This window comes from Nonomuraea recticatena (assembly GCF_039533245.1).
Taxonomy (GTDB): Bacteria; Actinomycetota; Actinomycetes; order Streptosporangiales; family Streptosporangiaceae; genus Nonomuraea; species Nonomuraea roseola.
This window is the reverse complement of record NZ_BAAATE010000003.1, coordinates 517,167-536,149: the sequence shown is the minus strand read 5'-3', so window position 1 is coordinate 536,149 and position 18,983 is coordinate 517,167. Positions and strand designations below refer to the sequence as shown.

Here is an 18,983-nt window from a genome sequence, read left to right as displayed (position 1 = left end):
AAAAGACATGTCTGGTCCCCTACAGTCTGCCCGTCGCGTGTTTCGCGCACGTTACGGGGACACATCACGGCGTGGCCGGTGAGGTCTTCTGCCCCCTCGTGCCCAAGTGAAGAGCGCGTGCCTCACTGACAACGCCCTTCGCGCCTCCTAGGGTGATCAAGCACCGCTGTCTCGGGGGAGGCACCACATGAGCGCTGAGCTGCGCAAACGCAAGCTCGACAAGGCTTTCAGTCACATCGACGTCAACGGCGCGGGGGCGATCGAGCGCGACGACCTGCTGGGGCTCGGCGCGCGCCTGCTGGTGGGGTTCGGGGAGTCGCCCACCTCGGTCAGGGGCGACCGGCTCGTGCAGAGCTTCGACCGCGTCTGGACGGCGTTGTCGGCCCAGCTCGACAAGGACGGCGACGACTCCATCTCCAGCAAGGAGTTCCACGCGGGGATGACCGCCGCCTTCATCGAGGGCGACGGGTTCGACTCCGTCTTCAGGCCGGCCGCCCGCGCCGTCGCCGAGCTGTGCGACGGCGACGGGGACGGCAGGGTTCGGGCGGGTGAGTTCCGCATGCTGCTGAGCGCCTTCGGCACCGCCTACGACGACGTGGACGACGCCTTCGACCGGCTCGACCACGACCGTGACGGCACGCTGGCCGTGGACGAGCTGGTCGAGGCGGCCAGGCAGTTCTACGCCGGCGACGACCCGCAGGCCCCGGGCAACTGGCTGTTCGGCCCGGTCTAGGGGGATCGGCCGTGCTCACCATGACCTCAGCGAGCGTGCTCACACCGCTCATCGAACGCGTCCCCGCTCTGGCGGCGCCGTGCAGGATGCACCGCTCGGTCTACGCGATCGAGGCCTCGGTCATCGACTGGACCAGGAGGACGGGCCTGCGGGTCGACCGCAGGTCGAGCTGTCACCGCCTGGCCGCCCGCGCCTTCGCCGAGTTCGACGCGGGCTCCGCCGCGCTGTTCGCGCAGTGGCTGACCTGGCTGTTCCACCTGGACGACCAGATGGACGAGGAGCGCCAGCCGTACCCGAGGCTGTTCGACGGCAACGGCGAGCATCCGCTCGAGGCCGCCTTCGCCGACCTGTGGAGGATCACCAGCGTGTCGATGAGCGACGACTGGCGGCTGCGCTTCGCGACCAACCTCCAGCGGCAGGCGGACGCGTGCCGTACGGAGGCCGACAACAGGGCCTCTTCGCGGGTGCCCACGATCGAGGAGTACCCGGGGCTGCGCAGGGGGACGGCGGGGCCCTACCTGTACGACCTGGTCGAACCCTGCCTCGGCGTGGAGGTGCCGCCGGAGCTCCACGAGGGCGAGCCGTGGCAGGCGCTCGTGGAGTCCTGCGCCGACGTCTCGGCCTGGTGCAACGATGTGGCCTCGCTGGACAAGGAGCGCGGTGACGCGCACAACTTCGTGGTGATCGCCGCGAGCGAGCTCGGTCTGAGCGAGCCCGAGGCCCTGGACTGGGTGCTCGACAGGATCGCGGGGCGGTGCGCCGACATGCGGGCGGCGGCGCGGCGGCTGCCCCTGGACACGCTGCCGGTGAAGGTCGCCAGGGACGTGAGCAAGGTGGCCTGCGCCTACCTGACCGCGCCGCGCGCCCACATCGACTGGATCACCGAGACGGAGAGATACACGTAACGTCACCGGTCGATCTCGCTATGTATTCAGCATGGGGGGACGACATGCGAAGCGGACGACCTGGCGGCGCAGGGGCATGGCGGGCACGACGGTGCTCGCCGCCCTGGCCGTCACTGTGTGGGTGGTGAGCTTCCTGCGGCACGACGCCTGCGCGGCCGCCGAGGCGGATCCGGCCGTGACCGGCAGGGCGATGTACTACCAGGGCACGGACGGCCACTGCTCGATCTCCGGCGGCGAGCTGTACGCCTCGGTGTCGTCGGGAGAGTACGCGGGCTCCAGGCTGTGCGGCGGCTACCTCGACGTCACGGGCCCCCGCGGCACGGTCCGCGTGCAGGTGGTCGACAGCTGCCCGTCCTGCCGCTCGGGCGAGGTGGACCTCAGCAGGGCGGCCTTCGCCAGGATCGCCGACCCGGGCGCGGGTGTGACCGAGGTCGTCTACCGCACGGTCCGCGATCCGGAGCTGAGCAGGGGCCTGGCCTTCCGGGTGCACAAGGGCTCGACGGCGGGCTGGCTGGCGCTGCAGGTGATCGACCACGGCAACCCGCTGAGCGGGGTGGAGCTCCTTCGCGACGACGAGTGGCACGCCCTCGACCGCGGCTCCGACGGCTACTGGGTGGCCCCGCGCGGGGCCGGCGACGGCCCCTTCCAGCTGCGGGTGAGTGACGTCCACGGCCAGCGCGCGACCGTCAAGGGCGTGGGTCTGGCCCCTGGCCGGGTCCAGCGGACCGCCGTCAGGCTCTACGAAGGGGCGAAGGGCGCCGAACCGGTCACGGCGTCGCCGCCTGCGCCGACGCCCCTGCCGCTGTCGGCCGAAGGGGTCAGGCGGCGGTGCTAGCCAGCGCGTCGCCCGTGGGCGTGCGCCGGTAGACGACCTCCTTGCCCAGGCGCCTGCCGACCGCCAGGCCGCCCGCGGACAGCACGCCCAGGTGCTGGCTGACCGCGCCGGCGCTGAGCGACATCCGCCGGGCGAGCGACGAGGTGGTGGTCGGCTCGGCGAGCGCGGTGAGGATCTGGGCCCTGCTGCGCCCGATGAGCGCGGCCAGGGCGTCGGGCGCGGGCGGCGGGCCCTGCTCCCACAGCGTGCCGACGCCCTGCACGGGGTAGACGACCATCGACTGGTAGGGCGCCGACATGACCGCCACGCTCGGCCAGTAGAACGCCGAGGGCACAAGGACCAGGCCGTCGCCGTACAGGTGGGCTGAGCCCGCGCACCACGGCCTGTCGATGATCAGCTGTTCGCCGTTCCACACGATGGCCTGGTCGAGCCCCGCGAACAGCTGCCGCGCCCCTCCGGTCGCCAGCTCGCGGGAGCGGCGCAGCACGTCGCGCTCCAGCAGGCCGTACACGCGGGGCCAGTACTCCGCGAAGCACGACTCCCAGTAGGCCTCGAGTGCGTCGGCCACCCTGGCCACGCCCGCCACCGGGTCGGCACGGAAGCGCTCGGTGCCCGCCAGCAGCGCCGCCTCCTCGGCCGCGCGCTCGGGAGGCGTCCGGCGTACTCTGTCGAGCTCGGCGGCGAAGTCGGGCAGCGGGGTGTCGGGCGGAGGGGTGAGGAAGTCGGCGAGGTAGCCGCTCGGCGGCACCAGGGCCAGCAGCTCGACCAGGTCGAGAGCGGGTAGCCTGGGGCGCACCGCCCTGATCCACGGCAGGTGGACGACCTGGCGGGCCGGGTCGCGCAGGGTGCGCAGGCTCGCGACGAGCTCCCACATCGGCGAGAAGGCGAACCTGATGCGGGCGACGTCCTCGGGTCTGAGGGTCCACTCGATGGCCATACTTTTTAGTGTGCACTAAATCGTTCGCGAGTCGGACAGAAACCCATCAAGGTCTCACCTGTGACTACCGCACTCGCTGAGAAGCCCTCTTTCCTGCAGTCGAAGATCGGCGGCCTGCCGCGCCCCTTCTGGGCGCTGTGGAGCGGCACGCTGGTGAACAGGCTCGGCACGATGGTGATGCCGTTCACGGGGGTGTACCTGACCCAGTCGCGTGGCCTGTCGCTGACGGCCGCGGGCCTGGTGATGGCGGTGTTCGGCGCGGGCTCGCTGGTCTCCCAGCTGATCGCGGGGACGCTGGCCGACCGCATCGGGCGCAGGGCGACGCTGGCGGGCGGCATGCTGGCCACCGCGGTGGCGATGCTGGCGCTGGGCTACAGCACGACGCTGCCGGCGATCCTGGCCTCGATGTTCGTGCTCGGCCTGGTGATCGACGCCTACCGGCCCGCCTCCAGCGCCCTGGTGGCCGACCTGATCGCCCCGGCCGAGCGGCCCAGGGCGTACGGCCTGCTGTTCTGGGCGATCAACCTGGGCTACGCGGTCGGCATGACGGCGGGCGGCTGGCTCGCGCAGTCGGGTTTCATGTGGCTGTTCTGGTTCGACGCGATCAGCAGCGTGGTCTTCGCCGTCCTGGTGTGGAGGGCGGTGCCCGAGACGAGGCCCGCGTCCTCGGAGACCACCACGGGCGGTGGGATGCGCCAGGTCCTGCGCGACAGGCTGATGCTCGGTTTCACCGTCGTCGTGCTCGGTGACGCGCTGGTCTACAGCCAGACCTTCACCACGCTGCCGGTGGCGATGAAGCTGGCGGGCCTGAGCACCGCCCAGTTCGGCGTGGCGATGGCGGCCAACGGCGTGCTCATCGTGGTGCTGCAGCCGCTGGTGTCCGACTGGCTGGGCCGCAGGGATCCCAGCAGGACCTTCGCGCTCGGCATCGGCATCATGGGGGTCGGCTTCGCGCTGACCGCCTTCGTCACCTCGACGATCACCCTGGTGGCCACCATCGTGGTCTGGACGATCGGCGAGATCGTCACCGCGGGCATCGCGGGCGCGATCGTCGCCTCGCTGGCCCCTCCGCACCTGCGCGGCAGGTACGCGGGGCTGTTCGGGTTCGCGTGGGCGGTGGCGGGCATGGCGGCCCCGCTGATGACGCCGCTGCTGGAGATCAGCAGTCTCGCGCTGTGGCTCACGATCGGGGTCATCGGCCTGGTGACGGCCGGGGCAGGGGTGGCGCTGGGCCCGGCGATCAGGCGCAGGGCGGCGCTGAACGAGGGCTGATCGGCCGTCGGCGGCACGTCGGCGCCCCGCGCTCCCACTTTGAAGGGAGCTTTGGGGCATGTCGCCATATGCCACACCCGCAGGTCGCTCTACGCTTACGCCTGCCATGGTGACCTTCAGCGCATTGGGACCGTTCCAGGTCTGTCTCGACGCCATCCCCCTCGATCTCGGCGGCCAGCGCCAGATGGCCGTACTGGCCAGGCTGCTGGTGGCCAGGGGCAGGGCGGTGCCCGTAACCACGCTCATCGACGAGCTCTGGCCAGGTGACCCGCCCGCGCAGGCACTGTCGACCATCCAGGGATACGTCTCCCGCCTGCGGCGCGCCCTCGAGCCTGACAGGGCGCCGCGCTCGGAGGCGGCGGTCCTGGTGTCGGCTCCGCCGGGCTACGCGCTGCGCGCCGCGGCCGACCAGGTGGACTGCTGGCGATTCGAGCGTCTGGCCAGGGCCGACGGGACGGCCGCTGAGATCTGGGACGCCACAGAGTCCGCGCTCGGGCTGTGGCGGGGTCCCGCGCTGGCCGAGTTCGCCGAGCTGGGGTGGGCCTCGACCGAGGCGGGCCGGCTGGAGGAGCTGCGCCTGGTGGCCGTCGAACGGCGGGCGGAGGCGGGGCTGCGGCTCGGGCAGGCGGCCTCGCTCGTGCCCGACCTGGAGGCGCACGCCACGGCCCACCCGCTGCGCGAGGAGGGCTGGCGGCTGCTGGCCACCTCCCTCTACAGGAGCGGACGGCAGGGCGACGCTCTGGGCGCGCTGCGCAGGGCCAGGACGATCTGGCGCGAGGAGCTGGGGCTCGACCCCTCGGGCGTCCTGCAGCGGCTGGAAGCCGACATGCTCAGCCAGGCACCCCACCTCGACCTCCCGGCCGGCGAGGACGCCGTGACCGTGTCCCGTCCGCAGGTCGCGCGGCGAGGTCCGGCGGAGCGGACGCTGCGCGTCGTGGTGGCCGACGACCAGGCGCTGGTCAGGACGGGGCTTCGGGTCGTCATCGACACCGAGGAGGGGCTCGAGCTGGCCGGCGAGGCCTCTGACGGCGAGCAGGCCATCGTCGTCGTCCGCGACACCAGACCGGATCTGGTCCTGCTCGACATCCAGATGCCGAGGCTCGACGGCCTGACCGCGGCCCGCAGGATCCTGGCCGACCAGGACCCTCCCAAGGTCATCATGATGACCACCTTCGGCACCGACGAGAACCTCTACGCCGCGCTGCGGGCGGGGGTCAGCGGGTTCGTGCTCAAGACCTCGGCCCCCGAGCAGCTCGTGGCCGCGATGCGCGCGGCGGCGGCCGGGGACGCGCTGATCGACCCCGCGCTCACGACGCGCATCATCTCCGCCTTCGCCGGCAGGCCCGACCCCTCCGCTCCCCCGGCCCTCGCTGGGCTGGCCGACTCAAGGCTCGACGTGCTCAGGCTGATCGCGCGCGGGCTGACCAACCGGCAGATCGCCCGGACGCTCGCCGTCCCTGACGACGAGGTGGCCGAGGCCGTCGCGGGGCTGCTCGACCACCTGGGCCTGTTCGACAGGGCACAGCTGGTGGTGGCCGCCTACGAGACGGGTCTGGTGACTCCCGGAGACAACGGGTGACTTATCGTCGCTTTGAGGATAAAAAGGGCAGAGTATTAGGGTGGGTGGCGTGGCACTTCTGCGCATTGCCCTGGCTCAGACCAATCCGGTCGTCGGCGACCTGACCGCCAACGCCGACTCGCTTGTGAGGTGGACACGCGACGCCGCCGACCGCGGCGCGCACCTCGCCCTCTTCACGGAGATGTTCCTGACCGGCTATCCGGTCGAGGACCTCGTACTGCGCACGTCCTTCGTGGACGCCAGCATCAGGGCGCTCGAGCAGGTCGCGGCGCGGCTGGCCGACGAGGGCCTCGGTGAGCTGCCCGTCGTGGTGGGCTACGTCGACAGGGCGGGGCTCGCGCCGCGCGTCGGCCAGCCCAAGGGCGCGCCGCTCGACGCCGCCGCCCTGCTGCACAGGGGCAGGATCGTCACCAGAACGGCCAAGCACCACCTGCCCAACTACGGCGTCTTCGACGAGTACCGCTACTTCGTCCGCGGCGACCGGCTGCCGATCTTCCGCCTGCACGGCGTCGACGTGGCGATCGCGGTCTGCGAGGACCTGTGGCAGGAGGGCGGTCCCGTCGCCGTCGTGGGTGAGGCGGGAGCGGGCCTGCTCGTGGTGCCCAACGCCTCGCCGTACGAGAGGGAGAAGGACGACGTCCGCCTGGAGCTGGTGGCGCGCAGGGCGCGCGAGGCGGGCTGCGCGCTCGTCTACGCCAACCAGGTCGGCGGACAGGACGAGCTGGTCTTCGACGGTGACTCGCTGGTCGTCGACGGTTCGGGCGCGCTCGTGGCCAGGGCGGGGCAGTTCCGCGAGGAGCTGCTCGTCGTGGACCTCGACCTGCCCGTCTCCGACGCCGAGCCCGGCCTGTTCCCCTTCGACGCGGGCGACGGCACGACGATCACGGTGGAGCGGGTGGTGCTGTCGGCCGAGCCCGTCGCGCCGTACGAGCCGGTGACGCCCGAGGTGGAGCCCAGGCTGGACGACACCGGCGAGGTCTACCACGCCCTGGTGCTGGCCGTGCGCGACTACGTGGCCAAGAACGGGTTCGGCTCGGTGATCCTCGGCCTGTCGGGCGGCATCGACTCCGCGCTCACGGCCGCCATCGCCTCCGACGCCATCGGGCCCGAGCGCGTGCATGTCGTCATGATGCCCTCGCGCTATTCCTCCGAGCACTCGCTCGGCGACGCCGAGGAGCTGGTGCGCAGGCAGGGCGTCAACGCGAGGATCGTGCCGATCTCCGACATCGTCGACGGCTTCGAGAAGGAGATCGCCCTGTCGGGCCTGGCCGCGGAGAACCTCCAGGCCAGGGTGCGCGGGATGATCCTCATGGGCCTGTCGAACGAGCACGGCCACCTGGTGCTGACCACGGGCAACAAGAGCGAGCTGGCCACCGGCTACTCCACGCTGTACGGCGACTCGGCCGGCGGGTTCGCGCCGATCAAGGACGTGCCGAAGACGATGGTGTGGGCGCTGGCCAGGTGGCGCAACGAGCACACCGACCCCTCGTTCCTGATGAGCGCCGAGCGGCCGATCCCGGACAACTCCATCACCAAGGAGCCCAGTGCCGAGCTGCGGCCCGACCAGCGAGACACCGACTCGCTGCCGCCGTACGAGGTGCTCGACCGGCTGCTGGACGACTACGTCGAGAAGGACATGGGCTCGGCGGAGCTGATCGCGGCGGGCCACGACCCGGCCCTGGTGGCGCGGATCATCCGGCTGGTCGACCTGGCGGAGTACAAGCGGCGGCAGTACCCGCCAGGCCCCAAGATCACCCCGAAGAACTTCGGCAGGGACCGCAGGCTACCGATCACCAACAGGTGGAGGGAGACGCCCTCCTAGGTAGGAGCGCAGCAGCAGTTTGGTCTCCTCCACCAGTTCGGGCTCGTCGTGGTGCGCCCTGAGCAGCGCGTCGGCGGCCTCCACCGCCACCAGCATCGCCCTGGCGCCCTCGCGCAGCCCGAGCAGTTCGGCCAGCGCGCCCGCCACCTCCGCGTTGTCGCCGAAGTCGAGGACGGCGAAGCCTGGCACCGTGGCCTTCATGTCGAGGTACTCGTCCACGACGGTGTCGATGACGGGGTCCCACCCCGAGGCCCCGGCCAGCTTCGGCTCGAGCCTGGCCAGGAACTGCTCCAGGTTCCGCCTGGTCAGCGCCGCCGCCAGCGAGCGCTTGTCGCTGAAGAAGCGGTAGATCGAGCCGATCGGCATGCCGGTGCGGGTGGCCACGGTGCGCGTGCTCAGCGCGTCGTAGCCGCCTTCGTCCAGCAGCGCGGCCGCCGCGTCGAGCATCCGGTCGACCCTCTCGGCGCTGCGCCGCTGAAGCGGGGTGCGTCTCATGCGGCAAACAGTCTCATGCGGCGAACAGGAGGGTCAGGCCGCCGAGGGTGTAGCAGACCATGAGCACGAACAGCGGGATCTGACCCGCGACGGCCTTGGCCGGTTCGAGCAGGCGCACCGACCTGTCGTGCGCGGCCACCACGCCGATCACGTGCCCTGCCACGATGGCCAGCACCTGGACGGTGGCGATGACGCCCGCGCTCACGACGTCCTGGTTCACCTGCGCGTCCAGGCCCAGCGCGAGGATCACCGCCCGCTGCCCCTCGATGACGAACAGCGAGAAGTAGTGGGCGACCAGGTAGCCGATCGCGATCGGCACCAGCGAGTGGGCGAACCTGGGCGTCAGCCCGCGCGCCCCGCCGATCAGCCCCGCCGCCCAGAGGCAGGCGGTGTAGAGGGCGGCCACTCCCCCGACCGCCACCAGCAGGCCGAACGTGCCGAGGCCCGTCGGGCCCAGCGGGCTGGTCTGCAGCGCGTTCACCCAGAAGGGGGCTCCGGCGAAACCGTCGTAGCCCGTGCTGCCGAGCAGCACGCACACGGTCGCCACCAGCCCGGGGGCCTGGGCGATGGCGTCGAGCCCGTTGAAGGGGCTGCGCAGCACGAGCGTGCCGTCGGCCCTGCGGCCGAGGGGCGACAGGTGGCCGACGAGCGTGGAGTAGACCTCGAAGGGGTCGCCTCGTTCGAGCCAGGCGTGGCCGTAGACGACGGTCCCCGCCACCTGCGCGGCGCCGTACGCCAGCAGGAAGATCAGCAGCGTCGCGGAGGCGGCGGGTTCGGGCGAGACCAGCTCCATCCAGGTGAAGGCGAGCAGACCCGCCGCGGCGGGCCAGTACCCGAGGCGGCCGGGCAGCGGACGGCGCGGCCTGTCGGGCAGCAGCCTGAACGGGCCTGCCAGCCGCCAGACGGGTCCGAACAGCAGTGAGGCGGGCACCAGCCCCACCCAGAAGATCACGTAGACCAGGTACGGCGCGGCGTTGTCCTCGGCGGGGCCGAGGAGCAGCCAGCCGAGCGTGTAGAGCGCGAGGACCGCGGTGACCACGCGGATCGCCCTGGCGGGCGGACGCCATGACAGCACCCGCCCCGCCCTGTCGCCGCTGAAGCGGGAGTCGGCCCACAGCAGGCCCAGCGCGAGGAACGACACGACCAGCGCCGCGAAGGCCCCCGCGTAGGCGTAGAAGAGCGGGATCGGCAGGTCGCTGCGGCTGCCGATCCCGTGTGCCAGCACTCCTGTCATCTCCGCCGGCCCGTCACTTCACTGCCAGCTGGATGAGGACGAGCTTGCCGCCGTGGGTCTCCACCTCGAAGACACCCGACATATCAGCCTTGAACCTGATATTTACGGGTTTTCCTGGCCGGAGTGTCTGCTTGATGTCGAAGCCGTGCACGTGCAGCTCGTCGGCGACGTCGCTGGTCACGGTCAGGCTGACGGTCTGGCCCCGCCTGACCTCCAGCCAGCCCGGCGGCGGCGTCACCCGCCCCCCGGCGATGGTGATCTGCGCGCTCGGCTCGCCGGGCAACGGCGCGCCCGTGGCCACCTCGTGCCCGGTGCCCGGCTTGTGATGGGTCTCCGAGATCGGCCCGCACCCCGCCACCAGCACGCACGCCAGCAGGACCACCGCGCGCCTCACGCCGCCGCCTCTTCCCGCTCGGCCCTGCGCCTGGGCGCCACCACGACCACCGCGCACAGCACCCAGACCCCTGTGAGCAGCCCGCGGATCCAGCCTGGCCCGATCGGGATCAGCGGCAGCATCCACACCGCCCTGTCGAAGGCGTCGACCAGGTGCAGCACCCCGAGCACGACGGTGAACCAGCCGAACGCGCCGCGCATGATCCAGCCCGCGCCGAGCAGCCAGAGCCCGGTCAGCGCCAGCGCGGCGGCGGGCAGCACGGAGTAGCCGTCGAGGGCGCCGAGCACGTCGAGGGCCAGCCCCGCCAGACCCACGACGGTCAGCGGCAGCGCCCAGCGCGAACGCAGGCGGCGCCGCCACAACAGCACCGCCATCAGGGCGAGCACGACAGAGCCGCCCAGCGCGAGCTGCACCTCCACCCTGGCCAGACCGCTGGAGCCGAACCACCAGCAGCCCCCGGGCAGCCGGCGCTCGCCGATGCTGTAGTCGTTGCACAGATACATCTGCACGAGCTTGACCGGCTCGGCCACGACCCTGGCCGGTCCCGTGGCGCCGCAGCCCGGCAGCGCGGCGGGGCTGGCGACCCGCACGCCCTCCCAGCAGTTGGCGCTGCCCTGGCCGTCCCAGTAGACGTCGGCGCCGTTGTCCTTCAGCAGGTTGCCCGTGTAGAGGTTGTGGTGGGAGGTGTCGAACTGCTTGTCCCACGCCTCCTCGCCCCTGATGAAGGCGGGTACCGCCATCAGGTTGAAGGCGGCGTTGTCGTGGCCCCAGATCTGGTTGTTCCTGAAGACGTTCCAGTTGCCGCCCGCGGTGATGATGCCGCTGCCGGGCGGCAGGCCGATCTGCGGGCAGACCACGCCCTTCTCGTAGCCTCGCTCGGCGGGAGGCTTGGCGCAGGTGCCGTCTCTGACGTGCTCGTAGTAGGCGGCGTTGTTGTCGTAGATCTTGTTGTTCTCGAACTTGGCGTGGTTCTGCGGCAGGCCCGGGTGCCCGGGAAAGGCGCTGTCCATGGTGGCGCCCGCGAGGTTGCCCCAGAACTCGCTGTCGTGCACCCAGACCGAGTCGCCCGCCGTGCCCGAGTAGCCGACCATGTTGTGGTGGCTCTTGCAGCGCCTGATCTCGATGGCGTAGCGCGGCACCTCGTAGCCGAGGCCGTCGTTGATGTTGGAGGCGCTGCCGGGGTAGATGCCCGAGTCGCCGTTGCCGTACGACTCGCAGTCGGTGTAGAGGCCGTGGTCGCTGGCGAAGGTGAGGAAGCCGTACTCGTCGTTCCACCTGGTCAGCATGCGGTCGATGACGAAGCCGTCGGTGGCCAGGATGTAGAGCGAGTTGAAGGTCGTGCGCTGGGCGGTGAAGTTCCTGAAGTAGACGCCGTCGGTCATGTCGGCGCGGATGGCGTTGAGCTTGCGGTACTGCGCGTCGATGATCACATCGAGCGGGCCCGCGCCCGTGCCCTCGATCTGCAGGTCCTTCTTGCCGAGGATGGCGACCAGGTTCTGGTTGTGCGGGCACTGGACCTGCTGCTCGTAGGAGAGGATCTGGTAGCCCCAGCTCGACCAGCGGGCCTTGAGGTCGGCGCACTCTCCCGTGGGCGCGGGCTGACCGGGCTCCTCCAGGTAGAGGCCGGGCAGGATGGCGATGTTCATCCCGGGGCCATCGACCCTGTCCACCGCCTCCTGCAGGTGCCTGAACCCCTCTTTCTGGCACCTGGCGAAGAGCCTGAGGTTGCGCTGCCGCAGCTCATCGGGGAATTTCGCGATTCGGCGTTGGAAATCTGACTTGTCCGTCTTGCAGACCAGCAGGTCGGGCTCGCCCTGCCGGTACACGGGAACGCTGCCCGTGCCGTCCGGCAACTTCACCTCCCGCTCCTCGTGGGCGAGGGCCGCTGAGGCCGGGAGCAGGAAAACGAGGACCAGGCCCAGCAGGGATAAGGTCCGGCGCGCGATGAGGGGCATGGCGGCGAGACTAGAACATTGCTCACGTTCTGCCTAGAGCCTGGCAGGAACGCCTGCTCAGATGACCCAATGCCGACCCAACGCCCGCTGGCTACGGTGGCGTGCCATGTCCTTCGCCACGGTTGAGTTCGGGATCCTGGGCCCGCTGGAGGTGCTCGTCGGCGGTGAGCCCGTGCACGTCGGTGGCCCGAGAGCGCGGGCCGCGCTGGCGCTGCTGCTGCTCGGCCCCGGCAGGGCGGTCTCCGTCGAGCGGCTGGTCGACGTGCTGTGGGGGCAGGATCCTCCGAGCTCGGCCCGCGGCCAGGTGGCCATCGTGGTCTCCACGCTGCGCAGGTCACTGAGAGAGGCGGGCGCCGACCCCAGCGTGATCGAGACGGTCGCGGCGGGCTACCGGGTGCCGCCCGCCGTACGGCTGGACGCGCTCGAGGCGGAGCGCGGCATCGCCGATGGGCGGGCCGCGGCCGCCGCGGGACGGCAGGCGGAGGCGGCCTCGGCCATGCGGCGGGCGCTGGCCCTCTGGCGCGGCCCCACGCTGGCGACCCTGGGCAGGACGGTCCCGGGCAGCGCCGTCTGGGAGGAGCTGCGACTCGCCGCCACCGACGAGTGCGTGGAGCTGGAGCTGGCCCTCGGCAGGCACGGCGAGCTGGTCGCCGAGCTGACGGCCCTGGTGGCCGAGCACCCGCTTCGCGAACGCAGCCGCGCCCAGCTGATGCGCGCCCTCTACCTGAACGGGCGCAGGGCGGAGGCGCTCGAGACCTACCAGGCGGGACGCGACCTGCTGGGCGCCGAGCTGGGCCTGGAGCCCGGGCCCGAGCTGCGGCGCGCGCAGCGGGCCGTCCTCACCGACGAGCCCGTGCTCTTCCGCTCCCCCGCCAGGCCCGTGCTCCTCCAGGGCTCCTCCCCCCATGAGCACGCCGCCGCGTCCTGCTCGCCCGACGCCTGCGACGCGGCGGACCAGGACGATCCTGGCTTCGTCCCGCGGCCCGCCGAGCTGCCCGCCGCCGCGGCGGCGGGGTTCGTCGGCAGGGCGGTGGAGCTCAGGTACATCCACAAGCTGGCGGGCGAGGACCTGCCGATCGTCGCGATCAACGGCCCTGGCGGGGTGGGCAAGTCGTCGCTGGCCGTGGAGGCGGCCAGGCGGCTGGCCGAGGGCTTCACCGACGGCCAGCTCTACGCCGACCTGCACGGCGCCACGCCTGGCCTGGCCCCGCTCGGACCCGCCGAGGTCCTCGGCAGGTTCCTCCGCTCGCTCGGCAGCCCCGACGTGCCCGCCGAGGTCGACGAGGCGGCGGCCAGGTTCAGGTCGCTGACCGCGCACCGGCGGCTCCTGGTGCTGCTCGACAACGCGACAGGGGTGGCGCAGGTGCGGCCGCTGCTGCCCGCGGGGCCGAGGTGCATGGTCATGGTCACCTCGAGGCGTCCGCTCACCACCCTCGACGGCGCCGCCCACGTGCACCTGAAGGCCATGGCGGAGGACGAGGCGCTCAGCCTGCTGGAGAGCGCGCTCGGCGACTCCCGTGCCGCGGCCGATCCCGAGGCGGCGCGGGAGATCGTACGGCTGTGCGGCGGGCTTCCGCTGGCCGTCCGCATCGTGGGGGCCAGGGGGGCGGCCAGGCCGAGCCGTCCGCTGACCGAGCTCAGGGCCGCCCTGGTCGAGGCCAGGACCAGGCTCGACTCGCTGGAGTACGCCGACCTGGCGGTCCGCACGAGCTTCTCCGTCGGCCTGCGCGACGAGCCTGACGCCCCGCTGTTCGGCCTGCTCGGCGCCCTCGACGCGCGCACCTACACCCCCGGCGTCGCCGCCGCGCTCCTCGACTGTGACGAGGCGGAGGCGGCCGCCGCGCTGAGGCGTCTGGCCGACGCCAGGCTGATCGACAGGGTCGCCCCGCACAGGTACGCCATGCACGACCTGCTGCGCCTGTACGCCAGGGAGCTGGCCCCCTCCGACGCGCGAGCCGCGCTGGGCAGGACGGCCCACGGCTACCTGGCCACCGTGGCCGAAGGCCGTCAGCAACCTGTCGACCCCCTACCGGTGGCTGGGGCGGCTGGAGGAGTCGATGAGGTGCGTCCTGCACGCCATCGAGCTGTTCCAGCGCCTCGGCCAGCGCGGACCTGAGGCGGCGAACGGGGACAGCCGGGCTGCGGCTGATGACGCCGGAGGAGGCGCGCCGGCTGCTCAGGCAGCGGGTGCCTGCCACCCCCTCCGCGATCAGGCGGAGGACGTGACAGGACCACGTCGACGCGGGATGCGAGAGCGGCCGGTGGCGAACCCCTTAGCCACCGGCCGTGCTCACCGGGTCAGTTCCGGTCGACATCCATGGAACTGATCTTCTTCTTGCGCATCATCGCCTCCCGTCATCCCTCACGGACGGGATGAGTGCACGATACGAGCCCCCGATATCAATCCGCTTTCGGTGGGGTTCTCACGGCGCCAGGCCGCGCAGGACGCTGTCGACGATGCGGCCTGGCAGGTCGTCGGCGAGGTCGTCCTCGCCGGCCGCCCGCTTGATGTGCCACATCATCGCCCCCGCCAGTGTGCCGAGCGACAGCCGCACGTCGAGGTCGGCCCGCAGCTCGCCGGTCTCGACGCCACGCTCCAGGACCGCGACCATCGCCGCGGTGCGCGGCTCGACTGCCTGCTTCATGAACTTCTCGAACAGCCGGGGATAGCGATCGGACTCGCTCATCGCGATGTTCATCACGCAGCGCGTGCGGTCCTGGCCGGACTCGCGCATCATCGTGTCGAGCAACGCGATCAGGTCGTCGCGCACCGAGACGCCCGCAAGGGTGGGAACCGGCGCCTTGAGCGAGGCCAGCGCGTCGGCGACCAGGTCCTCCTTGTTGGACCAGCGCCGGTAGATGGTCGTCTTGCCGACGCCTGCCCGAGAGGCGATCGCCTCGATGGACAGCTCGGAGACGCCCATCCCCTCGCCGATCAGATCGAGGGTCGCCTCGATGATCGCCTTCTCGGCCTTCTCGCTGCGCGGACGGCCCGCGGGGCGGGCCGTGGCGGTCTCTGTCGTCGTCATCGCCGGCTCACACTACCGCTGGTTCCTTCTCTTCGACCCTCTGGACGACCCTCGTCTTGCCGGGCATCCAGACGGCCACCACCACGACGCCCACCAGGGCGATGGCGGCCGAGATGAGGGCCGTGGTGTGCATGCCGTCGATGAAGGCGCGGTAGGCGGGCTGCAGGATGGCCTCGTTGCCCTGGGCCATCCCGACGGTGGCCATGATGGACTCGCCTGCGCGGTGCTGGACGTCCTCGGGGAGCCCGGCCAGGGCGGGGGCGACCTCGCCGCGGTAGGAGGAGGACAGCACCGAGCCGAGCACGGCCACGCCGAGCGCGCCCGCCACCTGGCGGACGGTGTTGCTCATGGCCGAGCCGACGCCCGCCTTCTCCCTGGGCAGCGCCTCCATGATCGCGGTGGTCGCGGGCGGCATGATGTTGGCCATCGCCGCGCCCTGGACGAAGAAGACGACCTCGATCAGCCAGATCGGGGTGTTCTGGTCGAACAGCGCGTAGGCGGCCAGCGCGAGGGTCACGACGAGCATGCTGACCGTGGCGGCCGTCTTGGCGCCGAGCATTTCGTTCACCCGCTGGCTCAGCGGGGCGAAGATGAGCTGCGCCGCCGCGAAGGGGATCATCAGCGCCCCCGCCTGGATCGGGCTGAAGCCCAGCACGATCTGCAGGTAGAAGGTCAGGAAGAACATCCCGCCCATCATCGCGAAGAAGACGATGCCCATCATGCCGATGGCCGAGCTGAAGCGGACGTTGCCGAAGTTGCGCACGTCGAAGGCGGGGTGCTCGACGCGCCGCTCCCACCAGACGAAGACGGCCAGCACGAGCACGCCGAAGAGGGTGGGGACGAGCACCTCGGCGCTGCCGAAGGTGCCGAGCTCGCCGCCGCGGATGATGCCGTAGACGACGGCGACCAGACCGATGATCGACAGGATCACGCCGACGGGGTCGAGCCTGGACGGCTTGGGGTCACGCGACTCCGGCACCACGGTGGCGATGAGGAACATGCTGATCAGCACGATCGGCACGTTGATCAGGAAGACCGAGCCCCACCAGAAGTGCTCGATCAGCAGTCCGCCGGTGATCGGGCCGATCGCCACCGCGAGGCCGACGCCGCCGGCCCAGACGCCGATGGCCTTGCCGCGCTCCTGCGGAGGGAAGACGTTGGAAATGATCGCCAAGGTGGCCGGCATGATGGCCGCGCCGCCGATGCCCATCGCGGCCCTTGCCATGATCAGCTGCATGGGGTCCTGCGAGTAGGCGCTGGCCAGGGAGGCAAGTCCGAACAGCGCCATGCCGATGAACAGCATGCGCTTGCGCCCTGTGCGGTCACCGATCACGCCGAAGGTGAACAACAGGCCGGCGAACACGAGTGTGTAGGAGTTGATCGCCCACTCGAGCTCGCTCTGTGTCGCGCCGAGCCCTTGTACAGGGTCGGCGATGGTCTTCATGGCGACGTTCAGGATCGTGTTGTCCAGCACCACCGCGAGGAGGCTGAAAACGAGCACGCCGAGGATCGCCCATCGGCGGGGATGGCCCGTCTGTGGTTCCATCAGGAAGCTCCAATTTCGATACGACGTAGTTTCGCAACGCCACCGTAGCGCAAGGTATTCCGATACGCAACGGTCGCGTTTCATAAGTCGTCTCTCAGGAGGCCACGCTGACGGGCTCGCGGACGGGCTCGGGCTCGTCCGCGCCCTTCCAGAACGGCAGTGCGACCAGCACCATCACCACGCCCACCAGGCCGGCGACCGCGAACGCCCATGCGGGCCCGTGCGCGTCGATGATGGCCCCCGCGATCGGCGCGGACGCGGCGCCGCCGATCAGCAGGGCGGTGCCGTGCAGGCCCATGGCCTCGCCGCGCGCCGCGGCGGGGGTCCACCTGCTGAGGGTGTCGACGGAGGAGGAGAGCGCGGGGGCGCAGAGCACCCCGGCGGGCAGCAGCGCCACGAGCAGCCATCGCCAGTCGCCGCCGACCAGGCCGACGGGGATGGTGAGCGCGCCCATGAGTCCGGTCAGCACGAGGACGGAGAAGCCGCGCGGCAGCCCGCCGTACACGAAGCCGCCGACGAGGGAGTAGACGCACCAGATGGCCACGGCCAGCCCGATCCACGCGGTCTGCCCCGCGTGCTCGATCGTGGCCACCAGCGACAGCTCGGTGGCGGTGAGGATGAAGGTGGCGGCGGTGACCGTGCCGAGCAGCGCGATGAGCGAAGGGGTCAGCCACGTGCGGCGCGAGACCTTGCCCGCGGGCGCCTTCAGCTCGTCGGCCGAGCGGATGGGCGGGTTGAGCACGATCAGCGCCATGCCCGCGCACGCCAGCCCGACGGCGATCGTCGCCATCGTCCACGTGCTCCCCAGCGAGGTGATGCCCACGACGGCCAGCGCGGGGCCGGTCATGTAGGACAGCTCGACCAACATCGAGTCGAGTGAGAAGCCCATCCTGCGCTGCTCGAGGGGGACCATCGCGGCCAGGCACTGCCTGATGACGCTGAAGATCGGCAGCGCCAGCAGGCCCGCCACGCCCGCGGCGGGCACCAGCGCGACGAACGGCAGCAGCCACGCCGTCGACCAGAACAGCGCCTGCGCGACCGTCGTGACGGCCAGCACGGGACGCAGCCCGTGCCTGTCCACGAACCTTCCCGACAGCGGGGAGCCGACGGCCATGCCGACCGTGCTGGCCATGGCGACCATCCCGGCCTGGGTGAACCCCATTCCCGGCAGGTTCACCACGTGCAGCGTCAGTGCCATCGCCGTCGCCGTCGCGGGGATCCTGGCGACCAGGCCGACCAGGAGCAGTGTCCGTACACCGGGGATCCTGAACAGGCGCCGGTAAGGTTCAATAGCCATCGTTATTACTTACCTCCGCACCTATTGTGTCGTCTGGCACCGACAAAACCTTCACCGCATGCCATCATCAGGAATGTCCGGATACGCCACAGGGGCGATTCGAGACTGTTCTGGAGGTCGGACTCATGTCCTCTTCTCTGTACGGCGGCGCCTCGGGCCGCAGAGTCACCGTCCGCGACCTGGCCTCAGCCAAGGAGCGCGGCGAGAAATGGCCGATGCTGACGGCCTACGACGCCATGACGGCCAGGGTCTTCGACGAGGCGGGCGTCCCAGTGCTCCTCGTCGGCGACTCCGCCGCGATGGTCGTCTACGGCTACGACTCGACGCTGCCCGTCACCGTCGACGAACTCCTCTCGCTGACCGCAGCCGTGGTGCGCGGTTCGTCACGCGCGCTGGTGGTCGCCGACCTGCCCTTCGGCTCCTACCAGTCCTCCCCTGCGCAGGCGCTGGAGTCGGCGGCGCGGTTCATGAAGGAGGCGGGGGCCCACGCGGTCAAGCTGGAGGGAGGGCGGCGCGTCCTGCCGCAGGTCGAGGCGCTGGTCGCGGCCGGAATCCCGGTCATGGCGCACCTCGGGCTGACGCCGCAGTCGGTCAACGCCCTCGGCGGCTACCGGGTGCAGGGACGCGGCCAGGACGGTGACGAGCTCCTGTCGGACGCGAAGGCGCTGCAGCAGGCGGGCGCGTTCGCGGTGGTGCTGGAGTGCGTGCCCGCCGAGCTGGCCGAGCGGGTGACCACCTCGCTGGCGGTGCCCACGGTGGGCATCGGCGCGGGCGCGGGCACCGACGCGCAGGTGCTCGTGTGGCAGGACCTGATGGGCCTGACCCCGAACCCCGCGAAGTTCGTGCGGAAGTACTCCGATCTGGCCACCGAGATGGACAGGGCGGTGCGCGCCTTCGCCTCGGAGGTCTCCTCGGGCGCGTTCCCCACGCGGGAGCACGCCTACAGCTGA

Annotated in this window: 16 protein-coding genes; 8 read left to right on the top strand and 8 right to left on the bottom strand. The window is 71.2% G+C overall.

The features are described 5' to 3' along the window. Positions 1-187 precede the first annotated feature (187 nt). The 3 genes from ABFX50_RS08815 to ABFX50_RS08805 are packed head-to-tail and all read left to right on the top strand — an operon-like array spanning position 188 to position 2,473. Complete coding sequence (locus ABFX50_RS08815) at positions 188-733, top strand: EF-hand domain-containing protein (RefSeq protein ID WP_346144858.1); 546 nt, start codon at positions 188-190, stop codon at positions 731-733. A 20-nt stretch (positions 734-753) separates the two neighbouring features. Further along, positions 754-1,638, top strand: a complete 885-nt coding sequence (locus ABFX50_RS08810; RefSeq protein WP_346144923.1) for a terpene synthase family protein — start codon at positions 754-756, stop codon at positions 1,636-1,638. 31 nt (positions 1,639-1,669) lie between these two features. Beyond that, positions 1,670-2,473 (top strand): expansin EXLX1 family cellulose-binding protein, encoded by an 804-nt coding sequence (locus ABFX50_RS08805; protein ID WP_346144856.1) that lies wholly within the window; start codon positions 1,670-1,672, stop codon positions 2,471-2,473. Here the strand turns inward: ABFX50_RS08805 and ABFX50_RS08800 are convergent. Next, positions 2,457-3,410, bottom strand: a complete 954-nt coding sequence (locus ABFX50_RS08800) for a DUF5937 family protein (protein ID WP_346144854.1) — start codon at positions 3,408-3,410, stop codon at positions 2,457-2,459. The genes ABFX50_RS08805 and ABFX50_RS08800 overlap by 17 nt on opposite strands. A 60-nt stretch (positions 3,411-3,470) precedes the next feature. Here ABFX50_RS08800 and ABFX50_RS08795 point away from each other — a divergent pair, with 60 nt between their 5' ends. The 3 genes from ABFX50_RS08795 to ABFX50_RS08785 all read left to right on the top strand — a co-directional run bounded on the left by ABFX50_RS08795 (position 3,471) and on the right by ABFX50_RS08785 (position 8,083). Then, positions 3,471-4,682: an MDR family MFS transporter gene (locus ABFX50_RS08795; protein ID WP_346144852.1), complete on the top strand. Its 1,212-nt coding sequence runs from the start codon at positions 3,471-3,473 to the stop codon at positions 4,680-4,682. A gap of 106 nt (positions 4,683-4,788) precedes the next feature. Beyond that, on the top strand, positions 4,789-6,261 hold the full coding sequence (locus tag ABFX50_RS08790) for a BTAD domain-containing putative transcriptional regulator (protein WP_346144850.1): 1,473 nt from the start codon (positions 4,789-4,791) through the stop codon (positions 6,259-6,261). Between the two features lie 49 nt (positions 6,262-6,310). Next, complete coding sequence (locus tag ABFX50_RS08785; RefSeq protein ID WP_346144848.1) at positions 6,311-8,083, top strand: NAD+ synthase; 1,773 nt, start codon at positions 6,311-6,313, stop codon at positions 8,081-8,083. On the opposite strand, the gene ABFX50_RS08780 is transcribed toward ABFX50_RS08785, so the two are convergent. Genes ABFX50_RS08780 through ABFX50_RS08765 form a run of 4 tightly spaced genes read right to left on the bottom strand, consistent with a single transcriptional unit; the run spans position 8,045 to position 12,161 of the window. Then, positions 8,045-8,578 carry a TetR/AcrR family transcriptional regulator gene (locus tag ABFX50_RS08780; protein WP_183658603.1) on the bottom strand — a complete coding sequence of 178 codons (534 nt, stop codon included), beginning with the start codon at positions 8,576-8,578 and terminating at the stop codon, positions 8,045-8,047. The genes ABFX50_RS08785 and ABFX50_RS08780 overlap by 39 nt on opposite strands. 13 nt (positions 8,579-8,591) lie before the next feature. After that, positions 8,592-9,812: a hypothetical protein gene (locus ABFX50_RS08775; protein WP_346144846.1), complete on the bottom strand. Its 1,221-nt coding sequence runs from the start codon at positions 9,810-9,812 to the stop codon at positions 8,592-8,594. A gap of 13 nt (positions 9,813-9,825) precedes the next feature. After that, complete coding sequence (locus tag ABFX50_RS08770) at positions 9,826-10,206, bottom strand: cupredoxin domain-containing protein (protein ID WP_346144844.1); 381 nt, start codon at positions 10,204-10,206, stop codon at positions 9,826-9,828. Further along, on the bottom strand, positions 10,203-12,161 hold the full coding sequence (locus ABFX50_RS08765; protein WP_346144842.1) for a right-handed parallel beta-helix repeat-containing protein: 1,959 nt from the start codon (positions 12,159-12,161) through the stop codon (positions 10,203-10,205). Before ABFX50_RS08765 ends, ABFX50_RS08770 begins: the two co-directional genes overlap by 4 nt. A 106-nt stretch (positions 12,162-12,267) precedes the next feature. Between ABFX50_RS08765 and ABFX50_RS08760 the strand changes: the two genes are divergently transcribed. Beyond that, a complete protein-coding gene (locus ABFX50_RS08760) occupies positions 12,268-14,277 on the top strand; it encodes an AfsR/SARP family transcriptional regulator (protein WP_346144840.1) in 2,010 nt (669 codons plus the stop codon). Between the two features lie 307 nt (positions 14,278-14,584). On the opposite strand, the gene ABFX50_RS08755 is transcribed toward ABFX50_RS08760, so the two are convergent. The 3 genes from ABFX50_RS08755 to ABFX50_RS08745 form a co-directional block, all read right to left on the bottom strand. Beyond that, positions 14,585-15,190: a TetR/AcrR family transcriptional regulator gene (locus ABFX50_RS08755; RefSeq protein ID WP_346144838.1), complete on the bottom strand. Its 606-nt coding sequence runs from the start codon at positions 15,188-15,190 to the stop codon at positions 14,585-14,587. Between the two features lie 7 nt (positions 15,191-15,197). Beyond that, positions 15,198-16,736, bottom strand: a complete 1,539-nt coding sequence (locus ABFX50_RS08750) for an MFS transporter (RefSeq protein ID WP_346144837.1) — start codon at positions 16,734-16,736, stop codon at positions 15,198-15,200. 94 nt (positions 16,737-16,830) lie between these two features. After that, positions 16,831-18,033, bottom strand: a complete 1,203-nt coding sequence (locus tag ABFX50_RS08745; RefSeq protein ID WP_346144835.1) for an MFS transporter — start codon at positions 18,031-18,033, stop codon at positions 16,831-16,833. Between the two features lie 125 nt (positions 18,034-18,158). Between ABFX50_RS08745 and panB the strand changes: the two genes are divergently transcribed. Next, a complete protein-coding gene (gene panB / locus ABFX50_RS08740; protein ID WP_346144833.1) occupies positions 18,159-18,983 on the top strand; it encodes a 3-methyl-2-oxobutanoate hydroxymethyltransferase in 825 nt (274 codons plus the stop codon).

Bases quoted from the DNA above. Each gene is read 5' to 3' on its own strand.
- ABFX50_RS08760 (WP_346144840.1), top strand. From the start codon at position 12,268: ATGTCCTTCGCCACGGTTGAGTTCGGGATCCTGGGCCCGCTGGAGGTG.
- ABFX50_RS08780 (WP_183658603.1), bottom strand. From the start codon at position 8,578: ATGAGACGCACCCCGCTTCAGCGGCGCAGCGCCGAGAGGGTCGACCGG.
- ABFX50_RS08755 (WP_346144838.1), bottom strand. From the start codon at position 15,190: ATGACGACGACAGAGACCGCCACGGCCCGCCCCGCGGGCCGTCCGCGC.
- ABFX50_RS08775 (WP_346144846.1), bottom strand. From the start codon at position 9,812: ATGACAGGAGTGCTGGCACACGGGATCGGCAGCCGCAGCGACCTGCCG.
- ABFX50_RS08810 (WP_346144923.1), top strand. From the start codon at position 754: ATGACCTCAGCGAGCGTGCTCACACCGCTCATCGAACGCGTCCCCGCT.
- ABFX50_RS08815 (WP_346144858.1), top strand. From the start codon at position 188: ATGAGCGCTGAGCTGCGCAAACGCAAGCTCGACAAGGCTTTCAGTCAC.
- ABFX50_RS08800 (WP_346144854.1), bottom strand. From the start codon at position 3,410: ATGGCCATCGAGTGGACCCTCAGACCCGAGGACGTCGCCCGCATCAGG.
- ABFX50_RS08750 (WP_346144837.1), bottom strand. From the start codon at position 16,736: ATGGAACCACAGACGGGCCATCCCCGCCGATGGGCGATCCTCGGCGTG.
- ABFX50_RS08805 (WP_346144856.1), top strand. From the start codon at position 1,670: ATGGGGGGACGACATGCGAAGCGGACGACCTGGCGGCGCAGGGGCATG.
- ABFX50_RS08765 (WP_346144842.1), bottom strand. From the start codon at position 12,161: ATGCCCCTCATCGCGCGCCGGACCTTATCCCTGCTGGGCCTGGTCCTC.
- panB (WP_346144833.1), top strand. From the start codon at position 18,159: ATGTCCTCTTCTCTGTACGGCGGCGCCTCGGGCCGCAGAGTCACCGTC.
- ABFX50_RS08745 (WP_346144835.1), bottom strand. From the start codon at position 18,033: ATGGCTATTGAACCTTACCGGCGCCTGTTCAGGATCCCCGGTGTACGG.
- ABFX50_RS08790 (WP_346144850.1), top strand. From the start codon at position 4,789: ATGGTGACCTTCAGCGCATTGGGACCGTTCCAGGTCTGTCTCGACGCC.